Origin of the sequence: Vallitalea okinawensis (assembly GCF_002964605.1) — a bacterium.
GTDB lineage: Bacteria > Bacillota > Clostridia > Lachnospirales > PQDH01 > Vallitalea_A > Vallitalea_A okinawensis.
Map to the genome: position 1 here is coordinate 156,828 of NZ_PQDH01000006.1, position 15,309 is coordinate 172,136.

General features: G+C 34.6%; 12 protein-coding genes. All 12 read right to left on the reverse strand.

What is annotated here, in order from left to right; all coding sequences use genetic code 11:
- Positions 1-7 precede the first annotated feature (7 nt).
- Positions 8-1,069 (reverse strand): 4Fe-4S dicluster domain-containing protein, encoded by a 1,062-nt coding sequence (locus tag C1Y58_RS16670; RefSeq protein WP_105617227.1) that lies wholly within the window; start codon positions 1,067-1,069, stop codon positions 8-10.
- 118 nt (positions 1,070-1,187) lie between these two features.
- On the reverse strand, positions 1,188-1,802 hold the full coding sequence (locus C1Y58_RS16675; RefSeq protein ID WP_105617228.1) for a TetR/AcrR family transcriptional regulator: 615 nt from the start codon (positions 1,800-1,802) through the stop codon (positions 1,188-1,190).
- Positions 1,803-1,985: 183 nt separating this feature from the next.
- Complete coding sequence (asrC, locus tag C1Y58_RS16680) at positions 1,986-2,942, reverse strand: sulfite reductase subunit C (protein WP_105617229.1); 957 nt, start codon at positions 2,940-2,942, stop codon at positions 1,986-1,988.
- An 11-nt stretch (positions 2,943-2,953) separates the two neighbouring features.
- The gene (gene asrB / locus C1Y58_RS16685; RefSeq protein WP_105617230.1) at positions 2,954-3,745 is read right to left on the reverse strand and encodes an anaerobic sulfite reductase subunit AsrB; all 792 of its coding nucleotides are present in this window, start codon (positions 3,743-3,745) and stop codon (positions 2,954-2,956) included.
- Positions 3,745-4,743 carry an anaerobic sulfite reductase subunit AsrA gene (gene asrA, locus C1Y58_RS16690; RefSeq protein WP_105617231.1) on the reverse strand — a complete coding sequence of 333 codons (999 nt, stop codon included), beginning with the start codon at positions 4,741-4,743 and terminating at the stop codon, positions 3,745-3,747. Before asrA ends, asrB begins: the two co-directional genes overlap by 1 nt.
- A gap of 18 nt (positions 4,744-4,761) precedes the next feature.
- A complete protein-coding gene (locus tag C1Y58_RS16695; protein ID WP_105617232.1) occupies positions 4,762-5,529 on the reverse strand; it encodes a formate/nitrite transporter family protein in 768 nt (255 codons plus the stop codon).
- 198 nt (positions 5,530-5,727) lie between these two features.
- Positions 5,728-6,426, reverse strand: a complete 699-nt coding sequence (locus C1Y58_RS16700; RefSeq protein ID WP_170311622.1) for a Crp/Fnr family transcriptional regulator — start codon at positions 6,424-6,426, stop codon at positions 5,728-5,730.
- A gap of 183 nt (positions 6,427-6,609) precedes the next feature.
- Positions 6,610-7,965 carry a melibiose:sodium transporter MelB gene (gene melB, locus C1Y58_RS16705; protein WP_105617233.1) on the reverse strand — a complete coding sequence of 452 codons (1,356 nt, stop codon included), beginning with the start codon at positions 7,963-7,965 and terminating at the stop codon, positions 6,610-6,612.
- A 20-nt stretch (positions 7,966-7,985) separates the two neighbouring features.
- Positions 7,986-11,099: a beta-galactosidase, LacZ type gene (locus tag C1Y58_RS16710; RefSeq protein WP_105617234.1), complete on the reverse strand. Its 3,114-nt coding sequence runs from the start codon at positions 11,097-11,099 to the stop codon at positions 7,986-7,988.
- Between the two features lie 206 nt (positions 11,100-11,305).
- Positions 11,306-11,965, reverse strand: coding sequence for a TetR/AcrR family transcriptional regulator (locus C1Y58_RS16715; protein ID WP_157950162.1), 660 nt, complete (start codon positions 11,963-11,965; stop codon positions 11,306-11,308).
- Between the two features lie 30 nt (positions 11,966-11,995).
- Positions 11,996-12,799 (reverse strand): pyrroline-5-carboxylate reductase, encoded by an 804-nt coding sequence (gene proC / locus C1Y58_RS16720; RefSeq protein ID WP_105617236.1) that lies wholly within the window; start codon positions 12,797-12,799, stop codon positions 11,996-11,998.
- Between the two features lie 144 nt (positions 12,800-12,943).
- The gene (hypD, locus tag C1Y58_RS16725; RefSeq protein WP_330404446.1) at positions 12,944-15,304 is read right to left on the reverse strand and encodes a trans-4-hydroxy-L-proline dehydratase; all 2,361 of its coding nucleotides are present in this window, start codon (positions 15,302-15,304) and stop codon (positions 12,944-12,946) included.
- Positions 15,305-15,309: the final 5 nt, after the last annotated feature.

Consider the following 15,309-nt stretch of genomic DNA (forward strand, 5'->3'; position numbering starts at 1 on the left):
TCCTCCCTTATTGTTTAATTACTTTTTGCTGATTTACATCATATTGATAATATGGTTGAAGTGATTTAATACATGCATCATACCCTTGATTATTAAAAGGACATACCTTTAGGCATACACCACAACCATCATATTTAACAAATTGAGGCCAGCATTTCTTGTCATTGACTCGTCGTTTCATAGCGCCCCGCCAGTAGGAAGCCTCTTTTGGAATCGCTTGCCCAAGACAAGATTTTTGACATAATCGACACCTGCTACAAAACTCCTCTATGTGTAGATTCCTAGGTTGATCAGGTTCAATATCTGCATCCATACAGATCATCGTCCATCTTACCCTTGAACCAAATTCCTTTGTAATAACCAGACCATTTGTACCATAGTTTCCAAGTCCAGCATTGACAGCATGTGGTGGGTACTTGATAGCTCCGTCTGCAGGTACACGTGCAAAGCATTTATATCCTTTAGTTCTGATAAAGTTAGCTACTTTGAAAACTTCTTGCCCTGATTTTTCATAGATCTCAAAATCGAATAACTTTTTACTGTTTTTACCCGGATAAGGAATCTCCATAGTTAAGTCTTTATCCATTTCCATCCCCAGTACAATTACAGTATCATAAGGGATTAAGTCATCATTTGCCTCTGAGATATAGCGTCTATCTATTTTAGTAAAGCCACATATATAACCTCTAGACTTAGCAAATTCTCTTATTTGCTCTTTTAAGAGAACTAAATTCTTCTCTTTATCTTTAGCGATTCTTGGATATGAAGTTTTCAATTGAATACGCATCTTTGCTATACTCAAAACGACTAGAGGCAGGTAGTTGAATGGAGATCCTGTAACATTTATCATTTTATAAATCTCTAGCTTTACAAGTCCTCTCCTATTTTTTTTCATAATATCCGGTACTTGATCAAGGGGTTTGATTTCAGAATAATGATCAAGCTGTTCAATATCTATATCAATATAGGGATTGTTATCCGTTATTTCTTTCCCATTATTCGGTGGTCGACATTTTACTGATAGATTTTTATTATCCCACTTATATCGTGGCTTCTCTTTATCTTCCATTTTAGCTCATCCTCTCATTTCTACACTTCTTATTTCATAGTTATAGAGATCAATCGTTCTCTTTTAAATCAAAAAAATATAAATACAAAGTAGTTATATTTTTTTATTCGGCTTTAAACTAATTTGTTGCTGATTTTAAGCGATTAATAAAGTCGCCAGAAGTAAATTGCAAAAATTCTTTCAAAGCTTTTATTAATTCTTCATGATCATCATATCGATTTAAAATTATTCTAATACCATCAATTAATCCTGAAGCAATAACTTCAAAAATAAATAAATCTCTGGGCAAGACTTCTCCTTTATTAACAAAATATTGCCATTCATTTTTCATTCTATTACTCAAACCCTCTATTAACATAGCATTGAAATTATCATATTTTGATCCTTGACTCCCATTAAACAAAATAAGTATTTCATCCTTATAATTCGCATGCATATCAGCTATAACCGTTAATCTCTTAGAAATAATACTTAAACCCATGTAATCGTCTAATTCTTCTATTGTATCTGGTGTTGTTAGAATTTTTAAAAGTTGTAAATATACTTTATCAACTATATCGGAGAAAAGTAGATCCTTGTTCTTATAATATCGATAGAGATTTCCAATTGGAACATTAGCACTCTTACTGATATTCCTAATAGTTGTATTCTTGTACCCATTTATCTTGAATTCTTCTAATGCAGCAATATAAATACGTTCTTTAACTTCTTCTTTTTTTACTTGTATTGTCATTCACCTCTTTCAAAAGATAACTATCGTTCTCTTATTAAAAATTTTAACATTTTATTTTGTATAAGTCAATAGCTCTTTATAAATCAGTACAAAAGTGACTAATGCCACATTTAAACTGGAGATAGTAAAAGGCTTATTTCCTGTAATTTTGGAAATAAGCCTTTTATTAATAAATGTAAATTCTTAATAATGTATACCGCTCCAATAGATATTATTAGCTACCTTTGCCATTGGGGATAGTTCTACATCTTTGAGTGCCCATTTTTTGTATTCTATAAAACCTGTACGATCAACAATGTAACCGATATGCTCTTTAGGTAAACTTCTATCGATATATTCATTGATATAGTCATAAGTATTTTGTATAATTTTAATGATACTGTCTTCATCTACCCATAAAATAAAGTCTTCAGCTAATCTTGGATTCTTCTTACCTGTTCTTCCCATGATCGCTAGACGATAGAATTTATTTTCACTACGTGTCCATGCATTAGTTGGACAATTAACAACACATTCTCCACAACCAATGCACTTATCATGATCTCTTATAACTTTGTAGTTTTCCATTTTTAATGCACCTGTTGAAAGCTTTTCACATTTTTTCACACAGCGTCCACAACTGATGCATCGTTCTTTTTCATATTCAGGTAATGTCATACCGATGATACCAAAGTCATGCATCCTAGCTTTGATACAATCATTTGGACAGCCTGTTAAGGCGATCTTCACATGAAAGTCATTTGGGAAAATTGCCTTCTCTATTCTTTTGGCAAAGCTACTGGTTTCATATTGGGCTTTTGGACAAACACGGTTTCCAATACAGGCACTGATATTACGTGTACCAGCTGCTGGATAGCCTGTATTAGGACTAACTTGGTTAATCTCAAGACCTTCAATAACGGGTTGGATCAAAGCATTGACTTCATCAACTTTATCGATATCAATCCCAGTAATTTCGAAACCTTGTCTTGTTGTAAGGTGAACATCTCCATCCCCATATTGACTAGCAATTTGATTGAGGATTTCAAAGTACTCAGCCTTGAGGCGTCCACCTGGTACTCTGACTCTTAAAGCTGTTTTATATCTTTCTTTCGTTATACGATATGCATTCTTGGTGACTTTTTTAGTATTGATATCCACAGTAAACCCTCCTAATCATATAAGTGTTTTGCTTTGCTGAAATTAAAGACTGGCCCCTCGATACAAATATAAGTATCATCCATACGACAATGACCACATTTACCGATACCGCAGTGCATTTTTCTTTCATAAGACACCCATATATTCTCCTCGCGAATACCACGTTTCAAAAAAGCTTCCACTGTAAATTTCATCATCATAGGAGGTCCTACAATAACAACAGCAACGTTATCTTTATCATCTACTTCAATATCCTCTACATATTGCGTTACAAGTCCAACATTCCCTTGATAGTCCCCTTCAGCTTGGTCCACTGTTAAGATAACTTTTAAGTCTTTTTCCCAAACCTTAAGTTCTTCTTTGAACAATATATCCTCTGGTGACTTAAAACCAACAAGAAGGTTGAAGTCCTTATACTCTACTTGATTATCGTTAATGATGTCAATGATGCCTTTAACCGGAGCTAAACCACTACCACCTGCTGCTACAATGACTTCTTTACCTTTATAGTCATTCATGTCAAAACCATTACCGTAAGGTCCTCTAATAAAGAAACCATCACCTACTTTAAAATTATGAAGTTCATTGGTCACTTTACCTACTCGGCGAATAGTAAAGTCAATGAAATCTTTACCTATTCCAGAAACTGAAATAGGGCACTCACCATATTTAGGTATGGAAACCTCAAAGAAATGACCTGGTTTAACATCACCTTTATAAGCCATTCTAAAAGTATATTCGATATCTGTATGTTGAATGATTTCTAGAATTTCTGATTTTATTGGTAAGTATCCATTCTTCATTACTTTTCCGCCTCCCCAAGATCATTTAATTTATTGATACATGTGGAGAAGGAGATGTATTGAGGGCATGCATCATCACATCTACCACAGCCAACACACATGTGATAACCAAATCGTTTATTAAAATCATATACTTTATGAAGTGTCTTATAACGCATTCTATCACCGTGTTTCTTTCTAAAGCTGTGACCACCTGCCATATCTGTATAGCCGTCTACATGGCATGAAGCCCAGACACGTCGTCTTTCACCGTTGTTTTCATTATCTTTATAGAAAATATCTTGCATAGCAAAGCAAGTACATGTAGGACAAACAAAATTACATTTTCCACATGCAATACAGCGCTTATCATACTCTCGCCACATATCTGATTTGGCCACGTCCCCTGATAGATTATCAGGCACAGTTACCTTTGTATCATTGGACGTTACATAATCTACTTGGAATTCTTTCTCTTCACCAACAAAATAAACATTTAAGTCCTCATCTTTTATATCTAAGAGAACTTCTTCAGCCGTTAACTTTAATCCTATGCTATAATCCTCTGTTTGATTTGTTCCCATACTTACACAAAAACAATTTCTAAAACTTTCCTCACATCCTATTAAAACAAACTTTACTCTATCTCTAGCATGTTTATAATAGGGGTCTAGCTCACCATTTTTAAGGTACATTTGATCAATACGCTTGACCGCATGGATATCGCAAGCTCTTAAAAAGACAAGCAATTTCTTTTCATCACTAGACGGCTCTTTATACTCATCCTCTGTGAAATAAAAAAGTACTTGAGTTATTGGAAGTAACGTTTCTTTAGGAGAAAAGTGAGATTTACGCTCAAACTCAATTTCCTCTATAGTTGTGATCTCTTTGTAGCGTATAGAATCAGTATCAGAAAAAGTGCCTTTAAAAGCCATGGATACAGGGGCATAGATTCTATACTCTTCTTGCAGTTGTTTAAGACTTCCATTAAAACTCTCTCTACTTAACCCTATTTTCATGTCGTCTCACCCTTCGTCTTATTTTTCTTTGCCTAATAGATAATAACTTCCACCTACTAGTAGTGCTCCACCAATAAAGTTACCGATTGTAACAGGGATTAAATTGTTCAACATCCCCATAACAGAAACTGTTTCTGGATGAGGCATAAATAAAGCGATTGAAAAAATTGTCATATTAGCAATACTGTGCTCAAAACCAGCTGTAATGAAAGCAAATAGACACCACCAAATCATAATCAGTTTCCCAGATTCACTTTGCATTCTTACAGCGCATAAAACAGCTAAACAAACTAAGATATTACATAAGATACCTTTTGCTAGAAGTGGCATAAATGCACCACCCATTTTTGCACTTGCCACATTGATAATGAACTCACCTGTTGCACCATTTGTCAACCCAGCCATGACAAAGAACCCTGCTACAAGTGCTGACCCCAAAAAGTTACCAATATAACTGTAAAACCACACACGTCCAGCATCTTTCCAAGTAATACGTTTATCTAACGCACCTGCTGTCATAATTAAATTGTTACCAGTAAATAGCTCTGAACCCGCCATAATCACTAAACTCAATGCAATACCAAAAGATGCACCCATCACAATCTTTGTTGCTGGTGATCCAGCTCCTGATAAAAGACTACCAATAGTCATAATGAGTAAGATACCTATCCCTACATAGAAACCTGCTAGTCCTGATGCTAATGTATACCTACCTTTAGCATTTTTAGAAAACTTTGATTTTGCCTCTGCTGCATTCCCTAATTTAGTAAGTGTTTCTCCAAACATAGTTGTCATCCTCCCTAATTCCCCGGTTCATCTACCCCCATTGAGTCATTACTGTTAAAAAATAGACAAATCTAACCGGACATTTGATAACTTCATTTTACAAAAATACATAAAAAAAATATGTGACTTTCATCACATATTTTCATATATTTTAATGATTATGTTGGTTAACATACCACTAACATCCTCTTGCACTCATTAATGTCTATAATAATCTAAGAGCTCTTCTACCTTGACTAACAACATTTTATCGTCCCACTTAATGATGCCAGTATCTATTAGAATTTTCATTGCTCTTGATATGGTTTCACGGGAACTACCTAACATATAAGAAAGATAGGTTACTGTTATTTTTAAATCAATCATGGTCCAATCATTTTGCTCAATACCATAATCTCTTGATAACTTCCATAGCTTAGCAGCCAAACGTTTATCCATTTTAATAGGTACTGTATTCTTAAGTTGGCGATAGAGTCTTCTTTGTTTCTTTCCGATGGAATTCATAATGTTTAAGGTGAGAGTAAAGTCCTTTTCCATAATGGCTAAAAAGTCATCCTTTCTAAATTCCAAAATGACTGCATCTTCGAAAATTTCGCACACCACTGAAACAGGCAAATCATCAAATACAACTTCATTAATTAACTCCCCATCTCCTAGAATGAAAAAGATACGCTTTTGTCCCCATCCAGAATACCTTGACATGGTAACTTTCCCTGACAGTATGGCATAGAATCGATTAATCTGATCTTTCTCTAAGAATAAAACTTCTCCCTTTTTGAAGAAAGTAGCCTTAGCAATAGACAGTATTGTTGCAATACTATCATCTTTTATGTTCCTAAATGCCTTAATGCTTTGGATTTCATCTTCAGTTATTTGAAGCTTTCTTTTATCAGACAATTGATTCCCTCCTCTCAGACTTAAACCCTAGTATTAAGATTTATATGCTTTATGATTAGTATACTATTTTAGTATGAATACGTAAATATATTTATAGTCTATTCAATTTCAATAGGATACATCACCTATTATCACCATCTCGTTCAGCTATATGATATAAACCCTTTCTACACTTTATTTTTTTTACACCGCCTCTTTTTCGCCTCTTTCTTTTATTTCCATTACAATTCTTGCATACATCTTTTCATCCAATTTAAAAAACTGAAGATATACGAAGAGACTGATGAGCATTCCTAGAATAGGAACAACGAACATTATAAACCTGAGTCCAACCAGTGTTTCCAGTGTCTGTGGTTGATCTGGTACAAACTTAATCAACGATAGCCCTACTCCAACAATAAACCCACTTATTGCAGATGATAACTTTACAACAAAGGTCTGCATGGAAAAGATTATACTTTCACTTCTGTAATCAAATTTCCATTCACCATACTCTACAGTATCAGCCAACATAACTGTGGTTAATATCGTTGCAAATCCAAATCCTAAAAATATTAAAAATCCTGAACTGAATAATATCGTCATAGAATTAATGCCCATGTTACTTGTAATCAGTAATATCAGATAACCCAAGATGGTAGAGGCTATACCTGTTAGGAATACTTGTTTACGTGTGAATTTATTCGTTAGGAATGGAAATATACCCATAGCTATTACTTGCCCTACACCTGCAATACCAGCAAATATAGAGAATAACATTTCATTGCCTATATCATATTTAAAGAAATATATTCCTAAAGTAGTAGTGATATAGGTAGACACATTGTAAATAACGATAGTAATGATAACCACAAGCAGCTGATCATTTCTTACTAATATCTCAAACATTTTCTTAAAAGTTATTTTGTTATTTGATTGAACGCAACTGACGTCTTTTACATTAGCAACAGTTATGGATATAGTTATGATAAAGACCACTGCTATTATTACAGCAAGTCTAAAAAAACCAACTCTATCACTTCCTTGACCCAGCCATTTAAAAAATGGGATTCCAAGAACTGCAACTGCTGTGAAACCAATACTAGCGAATATCTTTGGGATAGCAGCTATTTGCTCCCGTTCTTTTTGGTCCTGTGTTAAAGCAGGTATCATGGACCAATAGGGTATATCCATAATGGTATAGGTAACGCCCCATAAAATATAAAAGATAGATACATACACGAACAAGGATGTTCCCTCAAGTGATGGACCATAGAATAGACCTACTAATACTACAGCATTCATTAAAGTTCCAATAAAAATCCATGGTCTGAACTTACCAAATCTACTTTTTGTATTATCAACAATCTTCCCCATCATTGGGTCATTAACAGCATCAAAAATCCTTGCTCCTAAAAATAAGGTACCTAATAATAATGGATTGATACCCAATATATCATTGAGATAAAACATGATATAAGTTGCTACTATACTATAAACTAGGTCCTTCCCAAAAGCACCGATACCATAAGATATTTTTTCACGTACAGACAGTTTCATTGTAGTTCCCCCTCCATTATCTACTCACTTATTTCTTCTTGAATAGTAAAACTATAAGAGTACTTCTCTCCCCTTGGTAATTTATATTCTTCTAATAACTTCAACATGGCTGGAATGCTTCCCCCAACCCCTCTTTGCTTATGATCAATGTTGACTGTAATGTAATCCCGCTCCTTTAATTCATGAATATGCGAAGCTTCTTCTAGATCTTCCATGGTATATGGCCATGCACTTGCGTTCAAAAAGTTACATCCATGATGAGAAAACCTTAACCCGCAGTTTGAAGCATTGGTAAAACTAATCCATCTCACATCTGTTCGATTACCATTCTCCTGGGGCTTTAAATAGTCATGGGTCAGTTCCCTTACCTTTCCTGAATACTTCCCTACAGCGGCACCAGATTTTCTATCGCAATAACTTTCATGAGGTCCTCTTCCTAACCATGTCATTTCATCAAAATCATTGGCAAGTCTAAATTGCATACCAAAACGTATCATTTCTCTTTTAGGGGTAGCGGACATGGTGACAGTAATCTCCTTATTGGACTTGATGACATAATGAAGTTCTAAATAGCCCTTCATGTACTTTACTTTGCTTTTAACAGCAACGGATACCTTGGTAGGATCATGTGTTACAAGGACTTGCTTGACCTTCCTATTGCCACCTACCAACCTCCAATATCCACCATATAACCAATAATTCAGCATTTTGGTCTTAATTTCTTTATATATACCTAGACCCTCATTATCGATAGGTGCTCTCCAGAAATTAGGTGTTATAGGTGCCTTTAGCATCTCACCTTTTCCATAATTGATGGATTCCAGTAAGCCTGATACTTTATTAATATTTACTTTCATTCCCTGGCTATTAATACTGATGACATCTTTGTTCTCCGTCACAGTTAAAGGCTTATTTTCCCATAACTTGAATTGTTCCCAAGCAATTTGATAACCTGCTTTTGCCCACGTTGAATCATCTTGAAGAATAAAAGACAGATTTAAGTGGTACTCAGCATTATCTTTTATTGGTCCCTGACTATAAGGAATGGTTTGAATACTTTTTGAAAGAGGTTTTACTTCTAGCTCTTTAATCATACCTTCTTGAATTTTAATGCCATCTTCAAGAACCTGCCAAACTAAGTTAACGAAGGATAGATCCTTAAATCTATACTTATTAAAAATCTCTATTTGCCCCTCAGCTAAGTTTATAGGGGAAACCTCAATTTCTTGGTATACTTTTTTGACCTCGTATAATGCAGGTTGTGGTCTTCGGTCTGCTGTTACTATACCGTTACCAGAAAAGTTGAAATCATTAGGTTCATCACCAAAATCTCCCCCATAGGTCCAAAAGTCTTTACCGTCTTCTGTTTGCATTAATATACTTTGATCTGAAAAATCCCATATGAAGCCTCCAATACATCGGTCATACTCTTCAAAAGCGTTCATATATTCTTTAAAATTACCTAAACTATTGGCCATACAATGGGCATATTCACATATGATGAATGGTTTTTCATGATACTGCTCATGCTTAACTTTCTTACCTAACTTATTCCATCCTTCTCCTATTCCAACTCTTACTTCTTTCCCTTGACCTATTGATTCTGTCTGTTCTACAGTTGCATACATCATGCTAAATACATCGGATGTATCTAAAATATGGTCACCTTCATAATGGATAGGTCGTGTAGCATCTATCCTAAGAGCTGCTTCTTTCATCTTCCGAAAATTATCACCATATCCAGCTTCATTCCCTAATGACCAAAAAATAATGCATGGATGGTTCTTATCTTTTTCAACCATTCTTTCCATTCTATCTATGCATGCATCGGTCCACATGGGATCACTGCCTGGAATCTTCTCTCTTAAACCGTGGGTTTCTAAATCACATTCATCCATGACATAGATGCCATACCGATTGCACAACTCATAGAAAACAGTGCTGTTGGGATAATGACTGGTTCGTATAGCATTAATATTATTAGCTTTAATCAGTTTTATATCAACTTCTGTTACCTCTGGTGGTACAGCATGCCCATACAAAGGATGAAACTCGTGACGATTTACCCCTTTAATTAAGATGGATTGCCCATTAATATATAACCTGCTATCTTTAATCTCAATTTTTCTAAACCCGAATTCAGAACTTCTAATGTCAACTGACTGATCCTCGTTATCAAATAAAGTGATAATAACCTTGTATAAATGGGGTGTTTCTGCACTCCATTTTTTAGGTTCCTTAATATGCCCATTGATTGTTATGGTAGCTTCCATATGACTATCTATATCAACCTCTTCTTGAATGAATGTCTTGATGATACCTTTAGTTTTTATGTCGATTAACTTGGCATGAATTTGATAACCTGATCGAGTGCTTTCACTATGATTCTGCAAGGTAATTTTAAATTGTAAACTTGCATCCTTATAGTTCTCATCAAGATTAGAAGATATATAAAAATCTTTTATTTCAATCTTAGGTCTAGCTACAAGAAAAACCTCTCTAAAAATACCCGATAGTCGCCACATATCTTGATCTTCTAAATAACTCCCATCACTCCAACGATAAACTTCAACAGCAACACTATTTGTACCTTGTCTTATGTAAGATGTTATATTAAATTCAGCTGGTGTCATACTCCCTTGACTATAGCCTACTTTTTGTCCGTTAATCCATAGATAAAAAGCTGACTTAACACCTGCAAAATGAATGTATAGTTCTTTATTATCAAGTTTTTCAGTTATCTCAAAAGTTCTTTTATAAGAACCAACTGGATTATACTCATGATCGATGCTTGGTATATTTTTTGTATTAATGCTATAAGGATAAGTAGTATCTGTGTAGATGGGAATACCATAGCCTTTCATTTGCCAGTTAGATGGCACATCTATGTCATCCCACCTGCTTACATCATAGCTTTCCTTATAGAAATCTATAGGACGGTCCGCTGGTCTTTTGTCCCAATTAAATTTCCAAGTTCCATTCAGCGAAGACTTATAAGCTGATGCTCCCCCTTTAAAAGCCTCTTTTTCATCATCATAAGGCATAGCAACAATATGACCTCTCTCCTTATTTAGATGAATAATGGACGGATCTTCCCATTCCACTTTTTTCTTTAACTCTTTTTGATATCCCATACAACCCTCTCCTTAGATTTGTCACTATAAATATACTCATGTCACACATGTGACACAATTAAATTATAAGGCTCGTAAGATCAGATGTCAAATAAAGTTATCTATCCAAATAAAAAAAGAACTACCAGTGAATTGCTCATTCTTATTGTAAACAGTTTTAAGCTATCTGCTACAATAATGCAATAAATGGTAGTTCTTTACACATCTTATTTATTTTCTAATGAAAACATAAATAGTTTTAATTGTTGGAAAACCATTTCTTTAGGGTTCACATTCTGTTCTTCTATTAAGTGATCTCCTCTTATTATGACTCTTTGAGTAATACTAAGTAAAACGTTATTCATGGTTAACGCTGTAATCCTTGGTTCTATATCATCACGTATGGATCCATCTTTTCTTCCCTCTATTATAAGTTTTACCAATAATTCATCATTAGTTGAGATCATACCTTTAAATTGGTTGGTTAAATCAGAATAAGGATAGTCACCCCTGAAATAGTGATCAAACTCCCCTGAAAATCTTATGATTTGTGAATTGTCATCGATGTAATCAGCTATTTGGGAAAAGAATTCTTTTATTTTCTCTAAGCCATTACCTTCTAGTTGATTAAATATCTCGTCTTGAAAACGGTAGAAATCCTCAAAAAGTATAATCTCAATTTGAAAGGCTAGCTCTTCCTTTGTTTTATAATAACGATATAAAGTTCTTCTACTAATCTTAACACCAGCAGCAATATCTGACATAGTGGTCTCAGTAAGACCTTTTTTAATGAATAGTTCTTGAGCTACTTTAATGATATCTTTACGCCGTTTCTCTTTCAATTGTTGTCTTTCTTCTTCCCTGTATTGACTTGTACTTACAGCCATTTTACCCCATCCTTGATGCATTAATATATTTTATTTTGACATCTCTTTTGATTTATTGGTACATGTTCTCATAGCAGAAATAACAGCAGATCTTAAACCCTTTTCTTCAAGAACGGATACAGCTTCAATAGTTGTACCACCTGGTGAACATACCATATCCTTTAACTGACCAGGATGTATCCCTGTTTCTAACACCATTTTAGCTGCACCGAGCACAGCTTGCGCTGCCATCTTATAGGCTTTATCTCTTGGCAACCCATCTAATACCGCTGCATCAGCCATGGCTTCGATAAACATGTATACATAAGCTGGTGAAGATCCACTGGTAGCTATTACGACATCCATTAATTTTTCATCCACTTGCTCTGCTTTTCCGAAACCTTCTAAAATATTGACAACATCCTGCAATTCATTATCATTAACTAAATTATTTTTGCAAAAAGCAGACATACCTTCACCAACAAGAGCTGGGGTATTGGGCATAACTCTTACTATTTTTAGTTCTCTTCCAAACATATTAATCATATCTTGAATAGCTTTTCCAGCCGCTATTGCAATAACAATAACATTATCTTTAACTAAATCTTTTATTTCATTTATTACAACTGCATATAGATGAGGCTTAACGGCTAACACCAAAATATCGGATTGTCTAGCCACATCATGATTATTGATTGTTGTTTGAATACCATATTGGTGAGAGACATCACTTAGGCTTTCTTGATTTAGATCTGATGCTATTATTTGATTAGCAGGAACAATATTGCCTTTTACAATTCCACCAATCATAGCCTTTGCCATGTTCCCGCAACCTATAAATCCTATTGTCCTCATGAGATTCCTCCTTTGTTCTACTTAGATTTGGTCATTTTTTAAATATAACTGTCTTTATTAAAGACTATTATACGCTATTTTTATTTTCAATCCAAACGAATTATTAATTTCATTTTAATTAACTAATCCAATGCATACCTATACCTATATCAAACTCTGTTCTGTTCTCTCAATAATCTCATCTTGTAAAACTTTATCAAGATTATTGAAGTAATCACTGTATCCTGCCACACGTACAATAAGCTCTTTATAATCTTCAGGATTTTTTTGTGCTTCAAGTAAGGTTTCTTTTTTGATGACATTAAATTGTATATGATGGCCATCTAAGCGAAAATAGGTATTAACCAAGCTTATCATATGATCCAATCCTTTTTCACCTTGTAAAACTGACGGTGTAAATTTTTGATTGAGTAAAGTTCCACCTGTTTTAATGTGATCCATTTTTGAAGCAGATTTAATAACTGCAGTTGGTCCATTTCTATCTGCACCTTTTGATGGAGAAATACCTTCTGAAAGAGGTAAATTTGCTTTTCTTCCATCAGGTGTAGCACCCGTAACTGAGCCAAAATATACATGACAAGTAGTCGGCAACATATTAATCCTGAAATTACCACCCTTTATATTTCTTCTTCCTGTCACCTCATCATAATAGGCATTAAATATTTGCTGCATCACTTTATCAGCATAATCCTCATCATTACCGTACTTTGGTGTCTTATTCTTGACCATGTTCCATAAATAATCATATCCTTCATAATTAACTTTTAATGCTTCCATCATTTCATTCATGGTAAGATTTTTTTTATCAAATATTTGATATTTTATGGCTGACATACTATCAGTTATTGTACCTATACCTACACCTTGTAAGTAGGATGTATTGTATCTAGCTCCTCCAGCATTGTAGTCTTTACCTTCATGAATACAATCATCTATAATCACAGAGAGGAAGGGTACTGGCATTTTGGTAGCATATAGTCTTTCAATAATTCTATTACCTATCATTTTAATATTAATAAAATGCTTCAACTGCTTTTTGAAAGCATCAAATAGTTCATCAAAAGCAGTGAAATCCTTTACTTCTCCTGTTTCTATTCCTATTTTATCACCTGTTTGTGGATCAATACCATTGTATAATGTTATCTCAAATATTTTAGGTAGATTGATATAGCCCGTGAGGATATAAGCTTCTTTACCGAATGCTCCTGTTTCAACACACCCGCTGTTACCACCATTTCTGGCGTCTTCAATAGTCTTCCCAGCTCTTAACATTTCTTGAATAACTGCATCTGTGTTAAACATTGAAGGTTGACCCCAGCCTTTTCTAGCGATCTCACATGCTCTTTTCACAAATCTTCTGGGAGATTTCTTGCTTATTTGCACATTAGAACTCGGTTGCAACAAACGCATTTCATCGATAACATCTAGAACTAAATAGCTCACATCATTAACTCCATCTGAACCATCTTCTTGTAGGCCTCCACTATTGATATTAGAAAAATCTGTATACGTACCACTTTCTTTAAGAGTAACTCCTACTTTAGGTGGTGCAGGTTGGTTATTGAATTTTATCCAAAAGCACTGCAACAATTCTTCGGCATTTTCACGTGTTAAAGTTCCCTCTTTCATCTCTTTTTCATAGAAAAGATTGAGATGCTGATCTAGTCTTCCTGGACAGAAAGAGTCCCAAGGATTGATTTCAGATACCACACATAAATGGACAAACCAGTACATTTGTAAGGCTTCTTCAAAAGTTCTAGGGGCATAGGCTGGAACGTGATTACAGGTATCAGCTATATGTTGTAGTTCCTTTTTTCGCACTTGATTACATTCTTCCTTAGCCATTTGTTCAGCCAACTTTGCATAACGCTTACCAAGAATAATAATAGCATCACAGGCTATACCCATAGCCTCAAGTTGGTTCTTTTTATCGAGAGCTTCATCATCGTTTAAAAAATCCAGTTTGGATATAGAGTGATCTATTTCTTCTTTAAAAGCAATAAAACCTTTTTGATAAATTTTATTATCTGCTACAGTATGCCCTGGTCCTCTTTGCTCCATGAATTCAGTAAAGATCCCAGCTTCATAACACTTTTTCCACTCAGTTGACATACTATTCAATATAACATGCCGCATGGACCGCTTTTCCCAAAAAGGAATTATGACTTCTTTTTGGAGTTGTTTAACATCCTCTGTCACTTTAAAAGATATTTTTTCACGTTGATCCATGAGATCTAAATCCTCTAAAGTATGACAGCATAACTCAGGATAGGTAGGTGTGGCTGCAGGCATCTCACCTCTCTCTCCAACAATCAATTCACCATTGTTAATACAAAGTTCCTTTTGGGTCATTAATTCTTTTAGAACTAGAGCCCTCAATATAGGAGTAGCTACTGTTCCTTCATATTTTTTGTATACCTCATCAATAATTTTTGCTCTTTCCATTGATATGTATGGTTCTGCATTAAGGCTCTGCTCTCTTAGTTTCTTAACCCTTTCTGTCATCACGA

Coding starts and splice junctions, on each gene's coding strand:
- hypD (WP_330404446.1), bottom strand. CDS start 15,304: ATGACAGAAAGGGTTAAGAAACTAAGAGAGCAGAGCCTTAATGCAGAA.
- C1Y58_RS16715 (WP_157950162.1), bottom strand. CDS start 11,965: ATGGCTGTAAGTACAAGTCAATACAGGGAAGAAGAAAGACAACAATTG.
- C1Y58_RS16710 (WP_105617234.1), bottom strand. CDS start 11,099: ATGGGATATCAAAAAGAGTTAAAGAAAAAAGTGGAATGGGAAGATCCG.
- C1Y58_RS16670 (WP_105617227.1), bottom strand. CDS start 1,069: ATGGAAGATAAAGAGAAGCCACGATATAAGTGGGATAATAAAAATCTA.
- C1Y58_RS16675 (WP_105617228.1), bottom strand. CDS start 1,802: ATGACAATACAAGTAAAAAAAGAAGAAGTTAAAGAACGTATTTATATT.
- melB (WP_105617233.1), bottom strand. CDS start 7,965: ATGAAACTGTCTGTACGTGAAAAAATATCTTATGGTATCGGTGCTTTT.
- C1Y58_RS16695 (WP_105617232.1), bottom strand. CDS start 5,529: ATGTTTGGAGAAACACTTACTAAATTAGGGAATGCAGCAGAGGCAAAA.
- proC (WP_105617236.1), bottom strand. CDS start 12,799: ATGAGGACAATAGGATTTATAGGTTGCGGGAACATGGCAAAGGCTATG.
- asrB (WP_105617230.1), bottom strand. CDS start 3,745: ATGAAGAATGGATACTTACCAATAAAATCAGAAATTCTAGAAATCATT.
- asrA (WP_105617231.1), bottom strand. CDS start 4,743: ATGAAAATAGGGTTAAGTAGAGAGAGTTTTAATGGAAGTCTTAAACAA.